21 protein-coding genes, 1 other RNA gene and 1 pseudogene are annotated in these 25,230 nt (G+C 35.8%); 9 read left to right on the forward strand and 14 right to left on the reverse strand.

Annotated features, from left to right (window positions below):
- Nucleotides 1-15: 15 nt before the first annotated feature.
- The 6 genes from QW060_RS12710 to QW060_RS12735 all read right to left on the reverse strand — a co-directional run bounded on the left by QW060_RS12710 (nucleotide 16) and on the right by QW060_RS12735 (nucleotide 6,301).
- Nucleotides 16-894 (reverse strand): ORF6N domain-containing protein, encoded by an 879-nt coding sequence (locus QW060_RS12710; protein ID WP_002996058.1) that lies wholly within the window; start codon nucleotides 892-894, stop codon nucleotides 16-18.
- A complete protein-coding gene (locus QW060_RS12715) occupies nucleotides 894-2,978 on the reverse strand; it encodes a type IA DNA topoisomerase (protein ID WP_002996062.1) in 2,085 nt (694 codons plus the stop codon). The genes QW060_RS12710 and QW060_RS12715 overlap by 1 nt, the downstream gene beginning before the upstream one ends.
- 6 nt (nucleotides 2,979-2,984) lie before the next feature.
- On the reverse strand, nucleotides 2,985-4,448 hold the full coding sequence (locus tag QW060_RS12720) for a DUF3945 domain-containing protein (protein ID WP_002996066.1): 1,464 nt from the start codon (nucleotides 4,446-4,448) through the stop codon (nucleotides 2,985-2,987).
- An 85-nt stretch (nucleotides 4,449-4,533) separates the two neighbouring features.
- Nucleotides 4,534-4,842, reverse strand: a complete 309-nt coding sequence (locus tag QW060_RS12725) for a helix-turn-helix domain-containing protein (protein WP_002996071.1) — start codon at nucleotides 4,840-4,842, stop codon at nucleotides 4,534-4,536.
- 11 nt (nucleotides 4,843-4,853) lie between these two features.
- A complete protein-coding gene (locus QW060_RS12730) occupies nucleotides 4,854-5,207 on the reverse strand; it encodes a helix-turn-helix domain-containing protein (RefSeq protein WP_002996076.1) in 354 nt (117 codons plus the stop codon).
- Nucleotides 5,208-5,455: 248 nt separating this feature from the next.
- On the reverse strand, nucleotides 5,456-6,301 hold the full coding sequence (locus tag QW060_RS12735) for an RteC domain-containing protein (protein WP_002996078.1): 846 nt from the start codon (nucleotides 6,299-6,301) through the stop codon (nucleotides 5,456-5,458).
- A gap of 223 nt (nucleotides 6,302-6,524) precedes the next feature.
- Here QW060_RS12735 and QW060_RS12740 point away from each other — a divergent pair, with 223 nt between their 5' ends.
- Nucleotides 6,525-6,656: a hypothetical protein gene (locus tag QW060_RS12740; protein ID WP_290363867.1), complete on the forward strand. Its 132-nt coding sequence runs from the start codon at nucleotides 6,525-6,527 to the stop codon at nucleotides 6,654-6,656.
- Between the two features lie 319 nt (nucleotides 6,657-6,975).
- Here the strand turns inward: QW060_RS12740 and recR are convergent, their stop codons facing one another.
- The gene (gene recR, locus QW060_RS12745) at nucleotides 6,976-7,596 is read right to left on the reverse strand and encodes a recombination mediator RecR (RefSeq protein WP_290363868.1); all 621 of its coding nucleotides are present in this window, start codon (nucleotides 7,594-7,596) and stop codon (nucleotides 6,976-6,978) included.
- 81 nt (nucleotides 7,597-7,677) lie between these two features.
- On the opposite strand from recR, the gene QW060_RS12750 reads away from it, so the two are divergent.
- Both QW060_RS12750 and QW060_RS28480 read left to right on the forward strand, forming a co-directional pair.
- The gene (locus QW060_RS12750) at nucleotides 7,678-9,183 is read left to right on the forward strand and encodes a sodium:solute symporter (RefSeq protein ID WP_290363869.1); all 1,506 of its coding nucleotides are present in this window, start codon (nucleotides 7,678-7,680) and stop codon (nucleotides 9,181-9,183) included.
- 61 nt (nucleotides 9,184-9,244) lie between these two features.
- A pseudogene (locus QW060_RS28480) lies at nucleotides 9,245-10,607 on the forward strand (IS3 family transposase).
- A gap of 51 nt (nucleotides 10,608-10,658) precedes the next feature.
- Here QW060_RS28480 and QW060_RS12770 read toward each other — a convergent pair.
- From QW060_RS12770 to QW060_RS12780, 3 genes are read right to left on the reverse strand one after another with little or no spacing between them, the layout of a single operon-like run.
- Complete coding sequence (locus QW060_RS12770; protein WP_290363872.1) at nucleotides 10,659-11,381, reverse strand: hypothetical protein; 723 nt, start codon at nucleotides 11,379-11,381, stop codon at nucleotides 10,659-10,661.
- Nucleotides 11,382-11,435: 54 nt separating this feature from the next.
- On the reverse strand, nucleotides 11,436-13,898 hold the full coding sequence (locus tag QW060_RS12775) for a TonB-dependent receptor (protein WP_397386094.1): 2,463 nt from the start codon (nucleotides 13,896-13,898) through the stop codon (nucleotides 11,436-11,438).
- 9 nt (nucleotides 13,899-13,907) lie between these two features.
- Complete coding sequence (locus QW060_RS12780) at nucleotides 13,908-15,590, reverse strand: M23 family metallopeptidase (RefSeq protein ID WP_290363874.1); 1,683 nt, start codon at nucleotides 15,588-15,590, stop codon at nucleotides 13,908-13,910.
- Nucleotides 15,591-15,740: 150 nt separating this feature from the next.
- On the opposite strand from QW060_RS12780, the gene QW060_RS12785 reads away from it, so the two are divergent.
- The 4 genes from QW060_RS12785 (at nucleotide 15,741) to rny (ending at nucleotide 18,150) form a co-directional block, all read left to right on the forward strand.
- Nucleotides 15,741-16,043, forward strand: a complete 303-nt coding sequence (locus QW060_RS12785) for a hypothetical protein (protein ID WP_290363875.1) — start codon at nucleotides 15,741-15,743, stop codon at nucleotides 16,041-16,043.
- Nucleotides 16,044-16,051: 8 nt separating this feature from the next.
- Entirely contained in the window at nucleotides 16,052-16,342 is a 291-nt protein-coding gene (locus tag QW060_RS12790) for a cell division protein ZapA (protein WP_290363876.1), read from the forward strand.
- 86 nt (nucleotides 16,343-16,428) lie between these two features.
- Nucleotides 16,429-16,538, forward strand: a non-coding RNA gene (gene ssrS / locus QW060_RS12795) — 6S RNA.
- A 46-nt stretch (nucleotides 16,539-16,584) separates the two neighbouring features.
- A complete protein-coding gene (rny, locus tag QW060_RS12800) occupies nucleotides 16,585-18,150 on the forward strand; it encodes a ribonuclease Y (protein ID WP_290363877.1) in 1,566 nt (521 codons plus the stop codon).
- A 50-nt stretch (nucleotides 18,151-18,200) separates the two neighbouring features.
- Here rny and xerD read toward each other — a convergent pair whose 3' ends face one another.
- The 3 genes from xerD to QW060_RS12815 all read right to left on the reverse strand — a co-directional run bounded on the left by xerD (nucleotide 18,201) and on the right by QW060_RS12815 (nucleotide 20,717).
- Nucleotides 18,201-19,127, reverse strand: a complete 927-nt coding sequence (xerD, locus tag QW060_RS12805) for a site-specific tyrosine recombinase XerD (protein ID WP_290363878.1) — start codon at nucleotides 19,125-19,127, stop codon at nucleotides 18,201-18,203.
- A 49-nt stretch (nucleotides 19,128-19,176) separates the two neighbouring features.
- Nucleotides 19,177-19,980 carry a porin family protein gene (locus QW060_RS12810; RefSeq protein ID WP_290363879.1) on the reverse strand — a complete coding sequence of 268 codons (804 nt, stop codon included), beginning with the start codon at nucleotides 19,978-19,980 and terminating at the stop codon, nucleotides 19,177-19,179.
- Nucleotides 19,981-20,105: 125 nt separating this feature from the next.
- Nucleotides 20,106-20,717, reverse strand: a complete 612-nt coding sequence (locus QW060_RS12815; RefSeq protein WP_290363880.1) for an outer membrane beta-barrel protein — start codon at nucleotides 20,715-20,717, stop codon at nucleotides 20,106-20,108.
- 254 nt (nucleotides 20,718-20,971) lie between these two features.
- Here QW060_RS12815 and aroQ point away from each other — a divergent pair, with 254 nt between their 5' ends.
- Nucleotides 20,972-21,388, forward strand: coding sequence for a type II 3-dehydroquinate dehydratase (gene aroQ, locus QW060_RS12820; protein WP_290363881.1), 417 nt, complete (start codon nucleotides 20,972-20,974; stop codon nucleotides 21,386-21,388).
- A gap of 1 nt (nucleotide 21,389) precedes the next feature.
- Entirely contained in the window at nucleotides 21,390-23,879 is a 2,490-nt protein-coding gene (locus QW060_RS12825; protein WP_290363882.1) for a DUF5686 and carboxypeptidase regulatory-like domain-containing protein, read from the forward strand.
- A gap of 32 nt (nucleotides 23,880-23,911) precedes the next feature.
- Here the strand turns inward: QW060_RS12825 and murA are convergent, their stop codons facing one another.
- A complete protein-coding gene (gene murA / locus QW060_RS12830) occupies nucleotides 23,912-25,228 on the reverse strand; it encodes a UDP-N-acetylglucosamine 1-carboxyvinyltransferase (protein WP_290363883.1) in 1,317 nt (438 codons plus the stop codon).
- Between the last annotated feature and the right edge of the window lie 2 nt (nucleotides 25,229-25,230).

Raw genomic sequence — 25,230 nt, forward strand, 5'->3', positions numbered from 1 at the left:
ATTCAGAGGTTCATTTTATGGATTGTTTAGAATTTGGAGCATCCTGCCGACCTCAATATCCATTCTCGAAAAGGCAAACCATTTTTTGCCCAGGTCTTTGAGAGATGCCCCGATGTGGTATAGTTCTGCATTATCAATAATCAAAAAGCGGTCGTGAGCATCGGAGAAAACCTCAATTTCAATCGGAGCATACTGGCTGTTGTACCGTTGTACATCCAGCCGTAGCTGATTGCTGATAGTTTTGGTATAGATTGTAGCGGTTACATTTTCCTTGCGCTTGCCCAGCAAAGTCAGCACTGTATCGTCCACGTAGTTATCCAGCAGGATAATGGAGCTTTTGGCACTTCGTACAATATCCGACACAAAGGCGTAAGCATCGAAAACCTGACCGTTGTAGAAGATGCCATTTTCGCTGTGGAGCTTGTCGCTTTCCAATGCCTTAAAGATTTCCTCAAATTTTTGGTCGGCTTGTAGTTGTTTCAGTTCTATATTATTCAAACGATGAAACAGCGAAGCATTGCTGATAAGCATTTTCCGCATTTCTACAAAGGCATTCATAATCTCAATGCTGACCTTTACCGCTATATCACTTCGCAACAATGCGGACATCATTGCCACTCCTTGCTCACAAAATGCAAAGGGTAGCGTACGCCTCCCGCCCCGTCCAACGTTTGAAGTGCCAAATTGGTACTTCAAAGATTTTACTTCCTGTTCGCTAAGCTGAAAGCAAAAAGTTTCGGGAAAGCGGTTTTGGTTTCTCTTTACAACCCTGTTTAGGGCTTTTGTTTCTACCTGATAGAGCATTGCTAAATCAGCATCAAGAATAACTTGCTTATCCCTAATGGTATGGATAAGCGGTGCTATTTCCTTTTGGGATATGGTAATATCGGTCATTATCTTTTTGGCTTTTTATTATCAAACTCAAAAGAGGTTTTGCAATCGGCATCCAATACGATATAAGCATCGAATTTCTTTCCTGCCTTGCTTTTCATTCCTTTGATAAGATTGGTTTTCCCTTTATTCACAAGGTTTTCAATATCGGAAATACTGATTTGCACTTCGCACACATTGCGAAACTGTATCCAGCCGCAAACTTCATCGGAGCATTTAACAATCTTATCACGGATAATAAGCTGTTGGCTTTTACATTTCGGACAAACCAATTTAGGGAGGCTGTTTTGAGCAATGGAGGTTTGCAGCAATTCATCGGTAATGGACTTTGCAAAGGTTTCCGTTTCCTTTTGAAAACTTCCGGCATTCGCTTCGTTGTTCTCAATTTTCTGCAAAGCGAGTTCCCATTCTGCGGTCATAGCCACGTCCGCAATTTTTCGGTCTTTAACCAATTCGTAAACCTGCAATCCTTTTTCGGTTGGTATTAAAGATTTTTTTTCTCGTTGGATATAGTTACGGGTAAACAGTGTTTCGATAATGGCGGCTCTTGTAGCCGGAGTACCGATACCGATGTTTTGCAGGGCTTTCCGTTCTTCTTCGTTTTCGATTTCCTTACCTGCGGTTTCCATAGCCGACAAAAGCCCAGCTTCGGTATAAAGCACAGGAGGTTTGGTTTTCTTTTCGAGAATGGCAGCTTCTTTTATTTTAAGTTCATCGCCTTTTTTCAATTCGGGCAAATCCTGTATAGGTTCTGCATCATCTTCCGAAAAATTACCCTTAATCATACGCCAGCCTGCTTCCAAAATTTTACAGCCTTTTACGGTGAAATCATAGTGCATTGCCTGTAAGGAAACATCGGTTATTTCTTTGATGCAGGCTTGCGAAATGGCTTCGAGCAGGCGAAAGGCAATCATATCATACACCGCATTTTCGTCTGCACTCAAAACGGACGGGACTTTATCTGTAATCAACAATCCGTGGTGGTCGGTAACACGCAAATCATTTACAATACGCTTATTGAAACGCCCCCATTTAATTTTGGATAAAGCAGCTTTGCAGGTTTCCCTGTTCTGCAATGCCCTCACGAGGTTGGGAATTTCAGCCCACATATCTTCGGGGATGTATTTGCTCCCGGTACGTGGATAGGTAATGAATTTCTTTTCGTACAGGCTTTGAGCAATATTCAAAGTTTTTTCAGCAGAGAGGTTCAGCTTTTTGTTGGCTTCCTTTTGCAAGCCTGTGAGGTCAAAAAGCAAAGGCGGCTGCTCCGTTATATTCTTATTTTCTACGGAAGTAACTGTTACAGTATTACCATTCCTTTCAATAGATTTTAATGTATCATCTGCCAGCTTTTTATCCTGCCATTTGGTAGCAGAAATACTTTTAAAATCAATTTGCTCTTTGGAGTGGGATAATTGTATCTGCCAATATTTCTGTACGGCGAAATTCTTGTTATCTATATACCGTTTGCAAATCAAAGCCAGTGTAGGCGTTTGCACTCTTCCGAGCGAATAAATACCGTTGCCTGCGGCAATGCTCAATGCCTGTGTAGCATTGATGCCTACGAGCCAATCGGCACGGCTTCTGCCTTGTGCCGCCTGATATAATCCGTCAAATTCCTTTCCGTCTTTTAGGTTGTCAAAGCCCTGTTTAATGGCTTTTTCGGTCAGCGAGCTTATCCAAAGCCGTTTAAAGGGCTTACAGCATTTCAGATACTCATAAATGTACCGAAAGATGAGTTCGCCCTCACGACCTGCATCGGTTGCCACGATGAGGCTTTCACTTTGGTTAAACAGTTTTTCAATCACTTTTAGCTGTTTCAATGCACCAGCATCGGCTTGATAGCCTTTGTCTTTTTTGACTTTGCGAACGGTCAGCATAAAAGGGTTTGGAAGTATCGGCAAGGATGCTTTGTCAAACCCCGAAATGCCGTAATCTTCGGGCATTCCCAATCCTATCAGATGTCCGAATGCCCACGTAACAAAATAGCCGTTACCCGTAAGGTAGCCGTCCTTTTTATCGGATGCTCCCACAAGTCCGGCTATTTCCCTTGCTACGCTTGGTTTTTCTGCAATAATTGTTTTCATTATTCACTATCTTTTTACGCCTTTGGATTTTGCAGGTGCTTTGGGTTTGTTCTGTTGTTCCTGCTGTTTTTCATTTTTGGGTGTTTGCTGCCCCGATTTCAAAGGCTCTTTGATATTCTTGGTTGCTTCGTTGGTTTTTCCCTCGGAATTAACCGCAGTCTGCGTTTTGTGGGCTTCGGTTGGTTTCGCTTGGGCTTTGAGCTTGTCGGGATTTTGGAACGAGAAATCTGTTTTGCCAGTTTCTTTGTTGAGCGTGATGTAGCCCTGATATTTTTGTCCTTTTTTATCTATCAGACCATCTATATAAACAGTTTGTCCAGCTTTGAACTTATTGTATTGTTCATCATCAAGTTCCTTACCTCTAAAAGTTCTCGGAGCTTCCTGCGGTTGGCTTTGCTGATTGTTCTGCCGGTTTTCTTGTGTTTGCTGATTATTGTTACTTCTATCAAACAGAAACTCAACATATCTTTTATCCGCATTAAACTGTACATTGGCACTAAACTCATCGCCCTTTTTAGAAATCATTCCTTCCAAATAAAGCGATTTGCCTTCCATCAAGGTTTGTTTTTGCTCATCGTTCAATTTTACACCCTTAATCTCATCGGGAATTTTGACAAATTCGGTCTTCAGGGCAATCAGCTCATTGGTTAGCCTGTCCACGCTGATAATTGACGGCATCAATTCGCCTGTCTTGGAATTGGTCAAGTCAACCACACGACCCATATTCCCCGTTTCGAGCAGGTTTTTCTTATCCTCATCGGTAAACTTGTGTCCGAAAAACTCAAAGTTCAGGTTAGGCTCTTTCCTGATACCGTGTATCGCTGCCACTACGGTTCCGTCCGGTGCAGTCTGTAAAGACAAACGGGCATCTGTGCGAACAATAGCCCCGCCGAGGTTTACGCTTACAGGTACAAGGTCATTGGTCTTGTAACCTCTTAGCAACGGGTCTAAAAGGTTCATTTTTTCAAGGCGTTCTTTGCCTATTCCGAGATTGTTCATTGTTTCCCAATCAATCTGTTCCGGCTTGTAGCGGTATTCGCTGGTATCCGGTGTTGTCTGTGTTGTTGCCATATCATTTTTATTTTCTTGTTTTTGTTCATTTTCGGGTTCGGCTTTTACCTCGTTCTTTTTCATTTCCTTTTCGCCTTCGGGTGTAGGATTATCTACCTGCTTTTGCATTTCCTTAGCCTTATCTACGGCTTCATCAGCCGATACTTTGAAGAATGAAAAATTGGTCGGATTTTTTAACTGCCTCCAAAAGTTAGAGAAGAAGTTGGAGAACAAATCGCCGTGCTTATCCACACGCATAAACTGGCTTTGGTTTTCCTTTGTGGGGTCAGTAGTCTTCAATTTGCCGTTTTCGTCTATGCCGGTAACCGCCTGTATTTTATTCTTTTGCTTATCCAATACCAGTAATATATCCGATAACTGTTCGGGAGTTTGCTGTTTGTTTTCTGTTTCTTCGCTCATAATCTGAATATTTTAAAGTTCAAATGCCGAATGTATATGAAGCGTTTGCTCACTTGCCTGATATGGCAGTCAAAGGCAGTGTTTGTCATCCATTGGCGTTCAGTTTGGGTAAAGGCGGATTAAAACTTTCCCTGATGAACTGATGCACGTCAGACAGTTTGTAATACAGTTTGCCACTTATGGTGTAATAGGGCAACTTGCCGATGGAGCGATACCGTTGCAGGGAACGGTTGCTGATTTTCAGCATTTGCAGTAAATCCTGATTGTCGAGCAATTCCTCTCCGTCAATGCTGTTGCGTTTCTTTTGTAAGCTGTCTATATTGTCGCCCAGCATATCGAGGCGTTCCATTAGGCGTTCCATCCACGCCAAAAATTCCATTCTGTCAATGTTCATAACCGCACGTTTTAAGATTTACCTGATTTCAGCTTTCTACCTTTCTTGATATAGCTTTTGCCTTTTGCCATAAGCTCCTGTACAAATTCATCATTGCTTTGTATAGCATTGGCATTGAGCATATCCTTGATTGCTCCAATCGTATAGAAGTATTGCCCGTAAAGTTTTGAATAAGCTATTTCGCCTTTGGTACGCATACGCCACAAAGTCTTTTCGCTGATGTGCAGGTATTGGCATACCTCGTGGTTGTTCAGCCACAAGTCATCGTAGCTTGTATCATTTAACCTTTTGAGATAATCGGCAATCGCATTGATACGGCTGTTGAGCTGTTGCCACGCTTCTTCTTCGATAGTGATTATTTTCATTGCATTGCTATTAATGTTCACAATGCAAAATTGCTAAGGGTGGCAAAGTTTGTCTGCCAATGTCTGCCAATTGGTTTGACGGTTTTTTGAAAATTTTTGCAATCGGGAAAAACCCTTGTTTAATAAGGGTTTCGAGGGCTTTTGAATTATTAACTACGTTATTTTGCCTTCATTTGCCAATTGGCAGATATGGGTAAAAAAAAGCAGTACACATAAATGTACTGCTTTGAACCAATGCCTTTTAATAGTCAAAGGTCTTTATCCATATATTCTTCCAATGAAACTTTAAGCTGGTCTAAAAATGCCGTTCGGGAACCTGCACGGGTTTTCATTCTGTGGAAAGCGTGATGTATATCATTTACAGGAGTTCGGAACAGGATTTGAAAAATCAAAGCCAGTTTTCTGATACCGATACTTCCGTGTGAGATAGAACTGGAAGCATACAGGGCATATATCAGTTCGATAAGTGCGTTTTGCGAATTAGTCCACGAAATATCCTTATTCACATCGTCATTTAGTAAAACGAAGTCAGGATTTTCTTCGGGATTGATTTTGTTTAGCAAATAAGTATAGAGTAGTTCATTGGCAATAATATGGGCTATTTTGTTATCGTAATAAGTGGAAAAGCTAAGGTCTATTTCAAAAACTCCGCTATTTAAACCATCGTGGTAATTAATTTTTCCGAGCATAAAATAGCTGTGGTCACGGTCTGTTCTTCCTGCACGGTAGTACCTGTAAAAATAGGTATTGCAAATACTCTCCTTATATTCTGATTTGAGAGATTTTAATTCATTCTCGTAATAACTCTGATGTATTTTCCCTGTGCTGACCGGACAGGTCGTTTCAAATCGAAATACTTTATTGTAGTAGATGAGCTTTCCTAAGATTTGGGGTTTGATGTTCTTAAAAAAGTTAATTTCCTGCTGTTCGTTCTTAAACCCACTTTGCACAATCTTGGCTTTTACTTTAAGAAGCATTTCATTCAGGAATAAGGTCATTTGATACGCCTTTTCCGCCGTTGGCATCAAATCGGAAGCGAGTTTATCTTCTTGATACCTTATTTGCGATAATATTTTACTCAACAGGATTTCCATAGCTTAGTCTTTTAAAAGTTATCACTATCTGTTTCGGAATTACATCTATTGATGATGAACCAAAATTTGGAAAATATACTGGAATAAATATCACAGGTTCCCCACAGTGGGGGAATTTTTTTTCATAATTTTTGTATGAGAGGAAAGAAAAAAAGGGTAAAGCACCTATGTACTTTACCCTTTATTTTTTTATATTTGCAGTATTGATTTACAAGGTAATCAGATGAAAGCGAGTGCAGTAAGCACCATTACTAAATCGTTACCGATTGGATTTCCCACTCTTGTAAACTACTCTTTATTAGCCACTTTGGGCTATATTAATCTTTTTAATTTAAAAACAATTCCATATTTGTAATACCCTTTTTAACAATACTTACATGGAAGTATCTGAATCTTTTTCATTTTGATCCTAAAAAATCGAAAAAATATGAACTGATTCACTAATAATAAATGGATAATTACTCTTTTTCTGATCGGCAGTTTGGTCAACAACTTTGTTTAAAGGGCATGTTACAAAAAGCTCCAAGTTTTTTGTTTTAATAAGATGGAAAAAACACATTGACCCCCGAAATGCATCTAGGATGCCTGTTTAAAGATCAATACTTTTGGGTTAATCTGCCGAGAAGAAAAATAGTCAATTAAAACAACGTGCTAAATTGTTGCTCTCAGAAAAATTACAAGTCTTTAAATTCCTTATCAAAAGGAACCCTATGCAGCAAACTTCTTCCTAACGTTACCTCATCTGCATATTGCAATTCATCCCCGACAGCAATACCTCTTGCAATAGTAGATGTAATAATCTCACAATCTTTTATTTGTCTGTAAATATAAAAATTTGTCGTATCACCTTCCATAGTAGAACTCAAGGCAAAAATAAGTTCATTTACCTTGCTGTTTCTGACTTTTTCTACAAGACTTTTAATGTTTAACTGACCTGGTCCGATACCATCTATAGGAGAAATTTTGCCTCCCAATACATGATAAATGCCCTTGTATAATTGTGTATTTTCCAACGCCATGACATCTCTGATATCTTCTACCACACAAATAGTTGCATGATCTCGAGATGGGTTACTACATATCTCACACAATTCATTGTCTGAGATGGTATGACAGCTTCTGCAATATTTAATATCATTGCGCAATGCCAGTAAAGAATTACTCAAAGCCATAGTCTGATCTGAAGGCTGTTGCAATAAAAATAAAACCAGACGCAATGCTGTACGCTTACCAATACCTGGTAATTGTGCCACTTCATTGACTGCGTTTTCTAATAATTTCGAAGGAAAATCCATAAAGCAAAGATAAAAAATGTTATCTAAAAAGCAGGATACATTTTTATTTCGTTATTTTTGAACGCTTAATATTTTAAACATATGTCTCCAATTCTTATTTTATCGATCCTGATTATTTATTTCGGAGTATTAATAGGTATTTCCCGTTGGGTTAGTAGAAAAGACAGTAGTAATGCAGCTTTTTTTCAGGCAAATAAAAATTCAAAGTGGTATCTTGTCGCTTTTGGAATGATTGGTACTGCCCTGTCGGGTGTAACCTTTATTTCAGTACCTGGTGAAGTCGGGGCTCCGAGTGGAGAACAGTTTAAATATTTTCAGTTCGTAATCGGTAATGCATTGGGATTTATTGTAACTGCTACAATACTATTACCACTATATTATCGCCTCAATCTTGTATCTATTTATGAATATTTTGAAAAAAGATTGGGATTTTACAGTTATAAATCAGCTGCCAGTATTTTCCTAATAAGCAGAACGATAGGATCTGCTTTTCGTTTATATCTGGTAGTTATCGTATTTCAGAGGTATGTATTTGACTATTTTGGAATTCCATTTGCTGTAACAGGTCTTATTTCTCTTGCCTTGATTTATGCCTATACTTATAAGTCCGGATTAAAAGCCATCATCATTACAGATACGCTACAAACTTTATTTTTGGTCAGTTCTGTCATACTTACGATTTACTTTATATGTAATACACTGGATTATTCTGTGATACAAGCCTTTGAAGTAGTGAAGGAAAGTAACTATTCAAAAATTTTCTTTTTTGAAGACTTTGTATCCAGCAAATTTCACTTTGTAAAACAAATCTTAGGAGGTATGTTCGTAACTATAGCCATGACCGGACTGGACCAAGACCTGATGCAGAAGAATCTGAGTTTGGTCAATATTAAAGAAGCACAAAAAAACATGTTTACATTTACAGGTATTTTTGTTGTCATTAATTTATTCTTTTTGGGTGTAGGAGCACTGCTATATATTTATGCTGAAAATAACGGAATTTCGGTTCCTTTAGACGCTATCACTGGAAAACCCAGAACTGATTTATTATTTCCGGAAATTGCTTTCAACCATTTGACGATTATTCCTTCAGTTATATTTTTATTAGGTCTTATTGCCGCTACGTTTGCAACCACTGACTCTGCTTTAACCGCATTAACAACTTCTTTCTGTATTGATTTCCTTAATATGGATAAACCTGATAACAGAGAAAAAACCAATAATGTACGTACTCGAAAATGGATTCATTTTACATTTTCTGTCATCATGTTTGGTGTTATTATTCTGTTTAATGCCATTAATGATGCTTCAGTGGTAAGCATGATTTTTAAAATTGCTTCTTATACCTATGGTCCATTACTGGGACTGTTTGCTTTTGGAATAATTATGAAAAAAAGGCAGGTAATGGATAAATGGGTACCAATAATATGTATTGCAGCTCCGTTTATTACTTTACTTATAAGCAACAATTCATCTCTACTGTTTGGAAATTATGTATTTGATAATGAACTTATCATTGTAAACGGGCTTATTACCTTTTTGCTGCTACTCTCTATCAGCCATACCGATAAAAGAATAATTTTATAAAAAAAGGTTCCGATAATATGAACTGCCCCCAAAAAGTTAGACACTATTTGGGGGCATTTTTATGGAAAGAAAAGTCAAGTACAATTATGAGTTTAAACTTCGCTGCATAGGTGAGGTTTTGAATAAAAACAGGTCAAAAGAATCGGTTGCTGTTGAAAATGGAATCAGCCCAACTAATCTTGGGAGGTGGTTGAACTTTTATGTAAAATATGGGAAGCAAGGACTGTTATCTCGTAAAAATCAGAATTACAGTTCCGATTTAAGCTAAAAGTTATACGTACCATTGAAGAGAAGTCTTTATCTTTGGGTGAAGCCTGTTTGTTCTTTAATATTCCCAATGATGGAGTAATTATTAATTGGCAACGAAAATTTAAAGCACAAGGATCCGCAGGCTTACAACATAAACCCAAAGGCCGGCCAAAATCTATGACTTACAAAAGAGCTAAAAAAAAATCCACTAAACCTCTTACCCGAGAAGAGGAACTTTTACTTGAAAATGAATCTTTACGTATGCAGGTTGACTACCTAAAAAAGTTACAAGCCTTAATTCAAGCCGAAGAAGCCAAGCAAAACAAAAAGCACAAGCCATATATGAATTAAGGCATAGGTATGATTTAACTGCTCTATTGGATTATACGGGTATGGCACGAAGCAGTTATTATTACTATCAAAAGAGTAATCAGGTTAAAGATAAATACCATGAGGTTAAAGAGTGGATCAAGACAATTTATCATCGCCATAAAGGAAGATTAGGTTATCGCCGTATCACTCTTGAGATTAGAAATAAAGGCACTATAATCAATCATAAAACCGTACTCAGATTAATGAAAGTTCTTGGTTTAAAAAGCTTGATAAGGGTAAAAAAATATAAATCCTACAAAGGAGAACATGGCAAAATCTTGCCTGATATATTGCAACGGAATTTTAAAGCAGAGCAACCTAATCAAAAATGGGCAACTGATATAACAGAATTTAATGTAAAAGGAAACAAACTATACTTGTCTCCTATTATTGACTTATTCAATGGAGAAATAATAAGCTATGAATTATCAGAAAGACCAAACTTTGAACAAATCATTAATATGCTTAAAAAGGCATTTAAGAAAATAAGCAATAATACCAATCTTATATTACACTCTGATCAGGGATGGCAATATCAGATGAAACAGTACCAAAGGCTCCTAAAAGATAAAGGAATCAAACAAAGTATGTCAAGAAAAGGAAATTGCCTGGATAATGCAGTTATTGAAAACTTCTTTGGAATCATTAAATCAGAGTTATTTTATCTTGAAAAGTTTAGCTCCATAAATCAATTGAAACAAGAGATAAGAAAGTACATTACATACTATAACAACGATAGAATTAAACTGAATTTAAAAGGAATGAGCCCGGTAATATACCGAGCTCATTATTATCAAATTTAATTATAAATTTGTCTAAACTTTTGGGTGCACTCTAATAATCGGAACCTTTTTTTATTGCATTGGATTGTATGGTTGTGGTTTCCAATCATCCGATAAAAGATCTACATAAAAATAATTGATGCTGTCATCACTGTCAAAAGCACCATTCTTATTGATATCCTCAATTGATCTGAAGTATAGTCTGTTTTTAACATCAATAACATTCCAATCTACCAGTTCATGTAATTCTTCTGTAAGCTTAGTAAATTTAGAACCGTCTATGTTTGATATATAGAGGGACTGAATATCATTACTATCATATTTACCATCTCTGTTGGTATCTTTATCTACCAAAGTATAGACAAGAATTTTCTTATCAGGATTGCTCAGTTTATCAAGATATGTAACAGTATTAATCTGCATACGGTTATCTGTGAGAGAATGCATAGAAAGGGAATCTTTATGCTGAAACATAAGATTATTCAGATAACCTGTAATCTCAGGATAACTGTAATTTGAAATTGTATAGCTAATACGATTTGTTTTTGAACTTCCTGATTTTCCTGAAGAAGAATTATACACACGCACATCGCCTATCGGATGTACGATATAATTAGTTCCGGTAATATGAATAGGAAGATCTGCAATCTTAATTTCAGTAGAATCAATCTTCTGATATTCTACTTCCTGCTGATCCACCTTATTTTCGTAAATAACTTTTGGCTTTTCCTCTTTGTTACACGAAACTAAAATCATGGAAAACAAAGCAAAAGCTATTAATTTATGAGATGTCATATCGTTGTTTTTTCTAATCAAATATAAAAATAAAATAAGTGTATCACAATCTAATTACATTCTAAAGTTTAATTTAACATTAAAAGTACGCATCGTCATTCTGTTAGGAATACCATACATTGATTTTGAGTATACATCTCTTACCCATGTATTTGTAATAGCGTTGGCATTGTTAAACAAGTTAAAAATTTCAAACCCTAAAGAGACTTCCTCAAAATTTTTAAGCCAGTTTCTTTCCGTCTGTATGCTTTCATCTTTAAAGACATAAGAGAATCCCGCGTCGGCTCTCTTGTAATCATTCAATCTTAACTGATAATCATACGGATCTGCATAAGAAGGAGAACCTCCGGGCAAACCTGTATTATAAACCAGATTCAAATACATTTTCAGATTGGGTATAGCAGGCATATAATCCTGAAACATTAATCCGAATTTGAGTCGTTGATCTGTTGGCCGGGCAATATACCCCCTATCATTATAATTCTCTTCCGTTTTTAAATAACCAAAGGAAAGCCAGGATTCTGTTCCGGGTACAATTTCACCGTTTAACCGTATATCGGCGCCATAAACATACGCTTCAGCATTGTTATCCGCCATATAACGAATGCGTACATTTTCCAATGTATAAACATTTACATTACTCAAATCTTTATAATATACATCAGTAGTAAGCTTAAATGGGGTCGATTTTATTTTAAAACTGTAATCATTACTCAGCACCAGATGAATTGATTCCTGTGCTTTTACATCTTTGTTCAGAGTACCATCCATAGCACGGATTTCTCTATACGTCGGAGGCTGATGGTACCAACCGCCTGACAATCTGAAAATCATATCTTTTTCCCAATTCGGTTTGATGGCTACCTGAAAACGCGGACTAACCACCATCTGCGCTTTTCCTTTTTCATCATTAGCAGTCACAATCCATTGATGTGCTCTCAATCCGGCATTAAGCCAAATTTCATTTTCACCAATATTAGTTCTTCTGCTCCATTGAAGATAAGCATTGGCGCGGTTAATTGTAGCATTATTGGTAGCCCGAACATTCTGATAGGGTGCCAAAGGTCCATAATACGGATCATAAGGCTGGTTGTTCTTGGAGCCACCAATCGGAGGTGTAATAGCAAAGCCTGCAGAATCCACAACTTCCCATTCAACCAACCGATCACGGATATCTTCAGACACATAGCGTACTCCCCATTCTATTTCATTGTCTTTTATTTTGTGCTGTGCTTTAATCTCACCACTTACAATCAATGCATCATAATCATTTCTACCGTGATTCAACTGTGATGCTACTCCTCTCGGATACAAAACCTGTCCGTATGTATCAGATCCCAGATTATTATCTACCTCTCCAATACTGTATTGCCCGAGTATGTCATAATATTCCTGCTCTTTAGCATGATAAGCAGAAGCAATAAACTTATATGTATTGTTTTCACTGGCTTTAAAGGTTGATTTTAGAGCACCGAAATACGTTTGGTATTTATCCAGTTCTCTTCCATCATATTGAATAACCATACTCAATGGATTAGCTGCGGTTCCGAAATCGGTGCGGCCAAAAACAGGTTTATAATCGTATATGTTACCGGATACGCTACCTAAAAAGCTCCACTGCCATTTAGAAGAAGCATTGAAATTTATAATAGATTGAAAATCGAGATATTGAGGTCGGTAATCAATGTCTACATCCTGAGTTTTTACTAATAAAGCATTATTTCGATAACGGATACCTGCAATTGCACTCCATTTCTGATTGGGAGAAACCAAATCTACAGTAGCACCGCCTCCCAACATACTCGCTTCAAGCTGAGCCTTAAATTTAGTCGGGTTTCTATATTGCATATCCAGTACAGATGATAACTTATCGCCATATTTGGCTTGAAATCCTCCTGCTGAGAAGTTTACACTTTGTAACATAGAGGTATTTGTAAAACTCAATCCTTCCTGTTGCCCCGAACGAATTAAAAAAGGCCGGTACACTTCTATCTCATTTACATACACCAGATTTTCATCATAGTTCCCTCCTCGAACAGCATATTGGGTACTTAATTCATTATTAGAATACACTCCAGGAAGTGTTTTAAGAATATTTTCAACTCCCGCATTAGCTCCCGGAATTCTTCTGATAACTGTTGGTGATATCATTACCTGTCCTGATGCTCTCTCATTATCAGAATTATCAATAATCAATTCTGCCATCTGCTCAGAAGTATCGGTAAGACGGATGTTTATTTCTTTATCTTCATTTACTTCCAAACGTTCCTGTACTTTAATGGTTTGGTATCCCACATGCATATAACTGATCACAATTACCTGATCTGCCTTTACGTCTAATATATAAAACCCATTACTGTTGCTCGTTGTTGATACATTTCCAGCCGAAACCGTTACATCAGAAACGGCCTGATCATAAGCATTGAGAATAACTCCCTTAACTTTCGCCGATTGGGAAAACCCTGTGATTCCAGTAAGAAGTAGCAGGATGAGATAGATATAGTTGAATTTCAAAATGAATATATTTTAATTTAGATGAAATGATGTTTCAAATTTAACATTATTTCCAACATTATCGATAACGCTGACCAATACTTTATTATTACCTTTTACTGCAATATTATCTGATAATTGATGAACAATTTTTTTTGTTTTATAATCATATTCGAATAAAGCCCATTTGTCATTTATCATTACAGTATATTCTTTAATACCTGATAACATATCTTCAATTTCAAAACTGATCATGTCCTGAGTTTTCAACAACTGATTTTCTTTAAAACTCGGATGCTTGATAATCGGATTTTCTTCATCTACAAAAATTTTATAGGTTCCCAATAGGTTCGTACGTATTCTGAAATCGTCTGACTTCTTCCATGTTGAAAAATAGCGTACTTTATTTCCCTGTTCTAATCCGATAAACGCTTTTTCTTTATTGATAGACATGGATGAAACATCGATACGCAACGCTATTTTTTTATTGAGAGGTGCTGTATCCTTATGTAGTTTTATTCCATGATCGAGAAATTCGATTATTAAAGCTGTATCTTCATAAAAGGTTTGAGCATCCCACTCCACTGAAACCGGTCCTTCTTCAAAAATATAATCTCTACGGCAGTCAATTCTCACAGTACCCTCTTTTTGAGCATTCACAACAGATGACTGTTCTTTATAAACAACAGGTATGTATACTGAAGTGACATTGTGATGAAAATCTATTATATCAATTTTTACATCATACGAATTTTCAGGCAGCACCTTTACTTTTCCGAAATTTTTATGATTTTTCAAAAGGGGCAAAATAATTTCTGACACGGAAAATAAGCGTTGAAATTGTTTATTGATTTCCTGATATCGCGCATAATCTATATAATAATTAACCATACGCGTGTCATCAAAACTAAATCGGTCAAAAATCATTTCATACGTTTTTGTGCCGTTTACATTTTGCACTACTCTGTAAACACCATTTTTACCATAACTCTTGTCAGATGTATCGTAACTATTCACAGAAAAACCAACAGTTCCATCTACATATATTGTATCGGAGCGATAAGAACCTTCTTTTTGTTTTACCAGATGCAGGGGAAGCACCTGCTGTCTCTGATTAATAACAGTTGTATCATTAAGTGGATACACCAGTACTTCATTTAAAACAGGTCTTTCTGTATCCCGTATACTGTTATTAAAACCGAACAAAAGAGGATTAATGACTTCTTCCGTATCAGTATCCCTAATTTCAAAATGAAGATGAGGCCCACCGGAACTCCCCGTATTTCCTGAATAGGCTATAACATCACCTTTTTTTACCCTGAGCACTTCCATTGTTGGATAAAGCTCCATCTCAAAACTTTCCTGTTCATAATGTGCCACTTTCACATATTCTTCAATAGGAGAGGCAAATTTTTCCAAATGAGCATAAACCGTTGTAAAACCATTATCGTGTCGCACATATAGTGCTTTACCATATCCGAAAGTACCCGTTTTAATTCTGTTTACTACTCCGTCTGCAGCTGCCAATACCGGCAATCCGGTTTTTCTTTGAGTCATTATATCAAGTCCGGAATGGAAATGATTTCTTCTGAGTTCACCAAAAGTTCCGTTTAAAAGCAAATCATTCTGCAACGGAGATCCAAAATAATTTTGCGGATATTCCTGTGCAAAACTTTGGTTGGAAAGTAACAAAAATAAGATCAAAAATCTCTTCATGCTTACAATTTTCTCAAAATCAAAAAATTATACGTAATTAAATATACAATTTTTTACCAAATGAACATTATTATTAAGATTTTTTAGTTTTAATCAAACATTTTTTTTTATATTCGGATAACTAATATTAACTTTGTATAGCGTAATGAGATGGCATACACAATGAGTGAACTTAGTATTTTAATAGAAAACATTGAAAAAAAGTTTGCATTGCTTATGCAGAAAATTGAATTTCTGGAAACAGAAAAAGCAGCATTGGAAGAGAAAATTAAGCTGGAAATTCAAGAAAAAAATAAATTTAGTGAATCATTAGAACGCTTAACAAAGCAATATGAATCATTAAAGATAACCAATTCATTACTGGGCAGTGAAGAATTTAAAAAAGAAACGAAACTAAAAATAAATTCATTAGTACGCGAAATCGATCATTGTATTTCTCAACTATCCCAATAGTATAATTTATGGAGGAGAAATTGAAAATAAAAATATCAATTGCCGATCGGGTTTACCCTTTAACAGTTGAGTACGCTCAGGAAGAGGGATTGAGAACGGCTTCAAAAAAAATTGATGTGATGATCAAACAGTTTGAAGAAAACTATGCCGTCAGAGACAAACAGGATGTATTGGCCATGTGTGCTTTACAATTTGCAGCAATGACAGAGCAAAAAAAAATTCAGACCAATGAAGATTATGAAGAAGCTATTGACAGATTAACCGCTATTAATGATTCATTAGATCGTTTTTTAAAATAAAATATTTAGCATTTTGCACTTTTTTACCGATCCAAGGATACGCTAAAGAAGTATAAAGACTGCCCACATTAGAAACCGTTTGATAAACTCAACGCTAACAAATTAAAATGAACGAAGCGTTGCTACTAAAGCATGCTACTTTTTATAGTAGATCCTTGAAGAGCAAGATAGTTCAAAACTTGTTTATTCAGAGTTTATGCAACTCAACTAATGTGGGCTTTTTATAATCATTCAATTTAAAAATGGACACATTAATATTTATTATTTGCGGAGTAATTGTAGGAGCCGGTTTTGGTTTTGGTATTGCAAAATACCTGGAAAAAAACAACGCTTCCTCAATTATCAAGAACGCTAAAAGCGAATCTAAAACCATCTTAAAAGATGCAAGAGCTGAAGGAGAAGCTCTCAAAAAAGACAAAATTCTACAGGCTAAAGAAAAGTTCATTGAGCTTAAATCTGAACACGAACAGATCATCCTTTCCCGAGACAAAAAAATAGCGGAAGCTGAAAAACGAACAAGAGACAAAGAGTCACAAATCTCTAATGAACTTGCACGTGCTAAAAAAGCAGCAGAAGAAAGTGAAAAAAAGATTCAGGAATATGATGCCAAAACTGAAATTTTAGAAAGAAAGACAGAGGAAATCGAAAAGCTGCACCGTATTCAGGTAGAAAAACTTGAAACAATAGCTGGTTTATCTGCTGATGAAGCTAAAAATCAATTGGTAGAGAGTTTAAAAGCAGAAGCAAAAACCTCTGCAATGTCTCACATTCAGGACACTATTGAAGAAGCAAAACTTACTGCTCAGCAGGAAGCTAAAAAAATAATCATCAACACCATTCAACGTGTTGGAACCGAAGAAGCTGTAGAAAACTGTGTTTCTGTTTTCAATATTGAATCTGACGATGTGAAAGGAAGAATTATTGGTAGAGAAGGAAGAAACATTCGTGCTCTGGAAGCAGCTACCGGTGTAGAAATCATCGTTGATGATACTCCGGAGGCTATTATCCTTTCTTGTTTTGACCCGGTAAGAAGAGAAATTGCACGCCTTGCATTGCACCGATTGGTAACAGATGGTCGTATTCACCCGGCAAGAATTGAAGAAGTAGTAGCCAAAACAGCTAAACAAATTGATGAAGAAATTATTGAAACCGGAAAACGTACAGTAATTGACTTAGGAATTCACGGATTACACCCTGAATTGATCAAAACAGTGGGTCGTATGAAATACCGTTCTTCTTATGGACAAAATCTTTTACACCACTCCAGAGAAGTTGCTAAACTATGTGGTATTATGGCAGCCGAATTAGGGTTAAATGTAAAACTGGCAAAAAGAGCAGGATTACTACACGATATAGGAAAAGTACCGGAAACCGAAAGTGAACTTCCGCATGCTTTACTGGGAATGCAATGGGCAGAAAAATATGGTGAAAAACCAGAAGTATGCAATGCTATCGGAGCTCACCATGATGAGATAGAAATGACTTCTCTTATTTCACCGATTATTCAGGTATGTGATGCTATATCCGGAGCAAGACCGGGAGCAAGAAGACAGGTGCTTGATTCATACATTCAAAGATTAAAAGATCTTGAAGGTATTGCATACGGATTTACAGGTGTTAAAAACGCTTATGCCATTCAGGCAGGTAGAGAATTACGGGTAATTGTTGATTGTGAAAAAGTAACTGATGATATGGCAGCAAGCCTCTCTTTTGAAATTTCACAAAAAATACAGACAGAAATGACCTATCCCGGACAAGTTAAGGTTACTGTAATCCGAGAAACCAGAGTGGTAAATATTGCAAAATAAGAAAACAAAATACTATTCAGAAATAAAAAAGAGACGTTTCGTCTCTTTTTTTATGCCTTATCCTTGACAGCCCAAGGATGATACTGATTTACGACCTCCCGAAGGCGTTTACGATCTATATGCATATATATTTCTGTAGTAGTGATAGATTCATGCCCCAACATGAGTTGGATAGATCGAAGATCTGCGCCGTTCTCCAACAAATGAGTAGCAAAGGAATGCCTGAAAGTATGCGGACTTACCTTTTTGCGAACTCCAGCCAAGATACTCAGCTCTTTTACTATTGTAAAAACCATAGCTCTTGAAAGCTGCGTACCTCTTCTGTTTAAAAAAAGAACATCCTCATAAGAAGAATCTATTTTTAAATGTTTTCTTATTTCATCTTTATACAGGATAATCCATTTAACCGCTGATTCTGATATTGGTACAAATCGTTGTTTGTTTCCTTTACCTGTTATTACAATAAAACCTTCTTCAAAATACAAATCAGAAATTTTAAGATTGATTAATTCTGAAACCCGAAGGCCACAGCTATATAGCGTTTCCAGCATTGCTTTATTCCGCATTCCTTCGTCCTTAGACATATCAATACACGCAATCATAGCGTCTATTTCTTCCATCGACAATACATCAGGAAGCTTTCTTCCCTGACGTGGTAATTCGATAAAAATAACCGGATGCTTCACTATATATTTTTCCAGTAGTAAAAAGTCAAAAAAACTTTTTAAGGAAGAAAGTATACGTGATTGGGTACTGGGAGCTATAAATTCTGAAATCTCATAAATAAAGCTCCTTACGATTTCCTCATCAATATCTTCTATTTTTATTGCAGGATAGGAATTATTAATATACTGTTGAAATTTTGTCAGGTCAAAATCATAACTCAAAATGGTATTCTTAGAAAGACCTCTTTCAAGTTTTAGATAATCATTAAAAAGTTTTCTGTAATTTTTCCAGGAAATCGAATTTTGTCTCATAAAAAAAACCATCTATAAAGATGGTTCAATTTACGATTTTTATTTTTTTTTAAAAACGGTATCCTACAGAAACCTGAATAACAGAATTATTTAACGGATCTGTTTTGATATGTTTGTTGATGAAATTTACCTGACCTATAAGCTGTTGATACATCTCGTCTGTCATACCGGGAGTTTTTGCCGGAATTGGCACTTTCTTATCGTCATTATCAAGTTTGTAAACATCCTGAAGTCCGTAATAGTACCTTCCGCTGATAAAAAAACCATTGTTAAGATAAACGGAAAAACCCGCAGTAACACCATAATCCAACATTTCATAAAAATCTTTTGGCTTATTGCTTCGGTATCCGGCTTCAAATAATGCCTCTTCCAAACCGCTTGAAGGATTTACCAAATTACGCACAGGATTATATCTGTTCATATCATATTGACCACTTGCTGCTACCATATAACCAACCTGACCTCCCAATTCTACAGAAAAATTATCACTCACATAATATTTTACCTGTAATGGCAGATACAGATAATGATGTGTTACATCCTCCAGCCTCTCAGTACCATTGATTTTATAAGTTGTCAGATCATACTGATCATATTCAATTCCTTTATACCCTTGCATTGAGTACATTAATTCCAACTGTAATGCGAACTTTTTGTAGTAGGATAACGGATACTCAACAAAAGCACCTACATGAACACCAGGCTTATAATCCTGTCCGTTTTCACCGGATAACGTTGACATGTTTCCTCCTATTTTCATTCCCGTTTCAACCGGGTTATTGGGATTACGCTGAGCTGTTGCAGTCAATGACAGAAATGCTATGGCTCCGAGTGACAGTATAAATTTTTTCATGTAAACAATGATTTATTTTATAGAATAATATAACAATTATACAAAAAAATTAGAAATCTACATAAATATATAAACAAAAAAAGCCTTTCGGAATTCCGAAAGGCTTAAAGATTCTTCTATAATAATTAGAATTTGTAAGTCAAACCAAATGTAGCTGCATCAAAGAAATTATTGAAAACATTGATGTTTCCATTAAATTCAGATACATTTTCACCACCTTTAACTTTTCCTGATCTGTAAGACAATACGTCAGACAATCCGAAGTTAATAGCGATTTTAGGAGTTACAAAATAGTTGATCCCTAAACCAGCTCCAGCAGAAAAACCAGTTACATCTGGATTTTTAACCCCTGCAGTTTCAGTTTTAGTAGAAGCATATCCTAAACCAACTTCTGTATACGTTTTAAATCTTCTACCTAATTCCAAGAAATAGTAACGACCAAATGCTCCGATGAACATATCGTTTTGCTTAGAAGTAACTGTAGATCCTGCTTTAGTCTTATCAGTACCGATACCAAGTTGAACTCCAACTGCAAATTTATCAGAAACAAATAATCCTGCTTTAGGTGCGAAGTTGAAAGAATTTTCTTTTACATCTGTATTCTTGTCGTTAGTTGAGTTAAAAGATACATTTCCTTCTAAAATAACATCTCCTTCTTTAAATCCAAATTCTTGATCCTGAGCCTGTGCACTATAACCTAATGCAACAACTGCTAAACTTAATACTAATTTTTTCATTTCAAATTATTTTTTGTTGCCGCAAATTTAATACTAAAATAACATTTGTTAAAACAGTTTTTTTTATTAAAATGTCAACTATTTTAAATTTATAAAATAATATATTCAAAAAAAACAACATTATTATAATCAATATCAAACAATAAGCAACAACTAAAGTAATTTTCATTAACAAAACTCTTATTATTAAAATTTTCATAATTTTTAAGAGTTCTATATACATTTAAAACTATTTTTACCTTTAAATTTGTTTGATGAAAAAAATTTTGATTATTAACGGTCCTAATCTCAACCTTCTTGGAAAAAGAGAACCAGCCATTTATGGTTCGGATTCCTTTGACGAGTTCCTGTCTCATTTACAAGAAGAATTTCCTCAGGTTGCAATCGATTATTTTCAAAGTAATGTAGAGGGTGAACTCATTAATAAAATTCAGGAAGCAGGTTATGATTATGACGGAATTGTATTAAATGCTGCTGCCTATACCCATACATCCATTGCTATTGCAGATGCTGTAAAGGCAATTACCACACCTGTGATAGAAGTACATATATCCAATACGTATAGTAGAGAAATATACAGACATCAATCATTCATCGCACCGGTCTGCCAGGGAATCATTATCGGATTTGGGTTAAATTCCTATAAATTGGCCATTCAATCTTTTTTATAGAATGAAAATATTGGTTCTTATAGTGCTCTTCTTTTTCCCATATTTGTCTCATGCTCAAATAACAGGAAAAGTAACTACCAAAGATGGTACTCCAATATCGTATGTAAATGTTTCGGTTGAAAACACCTTTTTTTCTACAATTGCCAATGAAAATGGTTTATTTGACCTTGATGTTCCTAAAAAAGGGAAATACCAGCTTGTTTTTCAACAATTAGGTTATAAAACACTGATAAAAAAAGTAACAGCAGACAAATTTCCTTTTGAAATTAATGTATCAATGGAAGAAGAAGCTTCTGTCTTGGATGAAATGCTGATCGAAACTCCGAAGGGAAAAGATAAAGCAACATGGATCATAAAAAAAGCCAGTGAACATCGAAAAAAGAATGATGCTCGTATAAAAAAGTATACCTCTGATTTTTATTCAAAAGGGTCCATTCAGGTTATAGATTATCCCAAAAAGTTTTTAGGCTATAATATTGAAGAACTCGATCCTAACCTCAAAATTGATTCGCTCAAGAATAAATTCATTTACTTGTCTGAAACTTTCTCTAAAATAGCTGTAGAAAAACCGAATCATTATAAAGAAGAGATAAAAGCTTCAAAAATCAGCGGTAACGATAACGGATTTAGCTTTAATTCCGGCCTTAGTGCTAATTTTGATTTTTATCAGAATATTGCTTATTATTCATGGAAACTTGTTTCACCATTAGCTCCGATTGCTCCGAGTTATTATAATTTTAAGCTTATGGAAGCCTTTACAGACGACCAGACCGAACAGCTTATATACAAAATTGAAGTAAAGCCAAAACGTACCAGCGAACCTGTACTTGATGGATATATATACATCGTTGATGGTTCATGGGAAATATATGCTATCGATGCAACTGTGAAAGGAAAACAAGTAGAAGTACCCCAGATTGATGATTTCTTTATCAGGCAGACGTTCTCTTATATAAAAGACCATAATGCATGGATTAAAAATAGCCAGATTATTGATTTCAACGGTAAGATACTTGTATTTAAATTCAAAGGAAACTTTAATTATATCTATAATAATTTAGAAGAAATTCCTTCTTTCCCGGCTAAGACATTTTCAAATGAAATCATTACTTTTCAACCGGGTTCTAACAATCGCTCTAAAGAATTTTGGCAAGAAAACAGACCCATACCGTTGACAAATCTTGAATATAGAGATTATAACGAAAATGATAAAAAACTTGCGGAAAGCAGTACAAGGGCTTATCAGGATTCTTTAGACAAGGTCCATAATAAATTCAATCTGTTTAAGTTGGTACAGGGCTATAAATACCGAAACAGCTACAACAACCGCACCTATAAATACAACGGACTTTTATCTACTTTTGCCTTTAATGCCGTTCAAGGTTTTAATGTCACTACCGGACTGTCTTATCTCAAAGAAAACCCTACCAAGAAAACATTTTATGAAGTAGGCGGACTTATAAATTATGGTATCGCAGAAAACAAGCCTCGTTTTTCCGGATTTTACTCACAGTTATTTGATCGTGTGTATTACTCAAAACTTGATATTACCGGAGGTTCAACTGTACATCAGTTTGGAGAAGATTATCCCATAAAAAAAATCATCAACTCCATCAGCTCTTCCTGGTTTGGAAAAAACTATGCAAAATTTTACCACAAAGATTTTATCCGTGTACAGTATGAACAGGAAGTTTATAATGGTATTTTTACCAAGGCTGACATAGAATATGCAAATCGTACACCTTTGTTTAATCAGGTAAAAAACTCTCCGTTTGTAAAGAACAAATCCTTTTCATCCAATAATCCTGTCGATCCGGATAACTTTACCGATGCAGGATTTATCGAAAACCATATTGTAAAATTGAAATTGAATGCTACCATCAGTTTTGACCAGAAATACATTATGTATCCTTATAAAAAGGAAAACTACAAGAATACTAAATATCCTTTACTAAATCTGAATTATGAAAAAGGCTTTGCTTCGTCAGAAAAAAGCTATAATTATGAATTGTTGGGAGCCTCACTTAAATACAATACCTCTCTGGGCTATATCGGTAATTTTGGCGGATTTATTAACGGAGGTTTTTTCATTAATGCCAGCAACATCGCTTTTATGGATTACAAGCATTTTTATGGAAATGAAACCTTTGTAGGTACAACTAAAGATTACCTTCAAAACTTTAATTTACTACCCTATTACAGTCACAGTACAAACAACACCTTTTTAGAAAGCCATTTTGAACACAATTTTAAAGGATTTATACTGAATAAAGTTCCGCTTATCAATAAATTTCAATGGAATTTAGTACTTGGATTTCATTCCTTACAGACAAAAAGTTATAGTACTTATTATGAATACAGCATTGGACTGGAGAACTTCGGATTCGGAAAATTCCGTCCGTTTCGCATAGATTATGTACGCTCTTATGAGTCTGGTGTTAGCAGAGACGGAATCGTCATCGGCATTAAATTTCTGGACGGCATGTTATAACAAACAAAAAGAGAAGCTTAAAGCTTCTCTTTTTAATTTTCTGATCGTTCTATTCTGGCTCCAAGTGCCTGTAAACGTTTATCTAAATTTTCATATCCACGATCGATCTGGTCAATATTCTGAATGACACTGGTTCCTTTTGCAGATAAAGCAGCGATTAATAATGACATACCTGCTCTGATATCCGGAGATGACATTTGTGTAGCCTTTAGTTGTGATTTGAAATCATGTCCTATAATAATAGCCCGGTGCGGATCACATAAAATAATCTTAGCCCCCATATCAATGAGTTTATCGACAAAAAACAAACGGCTTTCAAACATTTTCTGGTGAATAAGTACTTCGCCTTTAGCCTGAGTTGCCACTACCAGCAATACACTTAATAAATCCGGTGTTAATCCCGGCCATGGAGCATCTGCAAGCGTTAATATAGAACCGTCGATATAGCTTTGAATTTCATATCCGTCAATATGTGCCGGAATAAAAATATCATCGTTTCTTTTTTCTATATGAATTCCGAGTCTTCTAAAAGCATTCGGAATTATCCCCAATGAATCCCAGGCTACATTTTTAATCGTAATTTCACTTTTAGTCATAGCGGCCAACCCAATCCATGAACCAATCTCAATCATATCAGGTAACAGTCTATGTTCACAACCTTTAAGTTCTTTGACTCCCTGTATGCGTAAAAGATTAGAACCAACTCCATCTATCTTTGCCCCCATTAAATTCAACATATTGCATAATTGCTGAAGATAAGGCTCACAAGCTGCATTGTAAATAGTGGTTTCACCTTCTGCCAGCACAGCTGCCATTACTATGTTTGCTGTACCGGTTACGGAAGCTTCATCCAGTAGCATATAAGCACCCTTTAATCCGTCAGGAGCTTCAACTCCATAAAAATATTCTTCTTTATTATAACGGAAAGTAGCTCCAAGATTAATAAATCCCTCGAAGTGTGTATCCAGTCTTCTTCTTCCGATTTTATCCCCACCAGGTTTTGGAATATATCCTTTTCCAAAACGAGCCAGCAAAGGACCCACAATCATGATAGAACCTCTTAGTGATTTACCGTCTTTTCTGAAATCTTCTGATTCTAAGTAATCCAAATCAAGCGCATCTGCCTGAAATGTATAAGTATTTTTATCTAACTGTTCAATTTTTACTTTTAAACTCCTTAACAATTCTATGAGTTTATTCACATCAATAATGTCAGGAATGTTTGATATGGTAACTTTTTCAGCCGTTAGCAACACAGCACACAATATCTGCAAAGCTTCATTTTTTGCTCCTTGTGGATGTACTTCTCCTTTTAGAGAAATGCCGCCTTCTATTTTAAAAACACTCATTA

Source organism: Paenimyroides ceti, assembly GCF_030409925.1.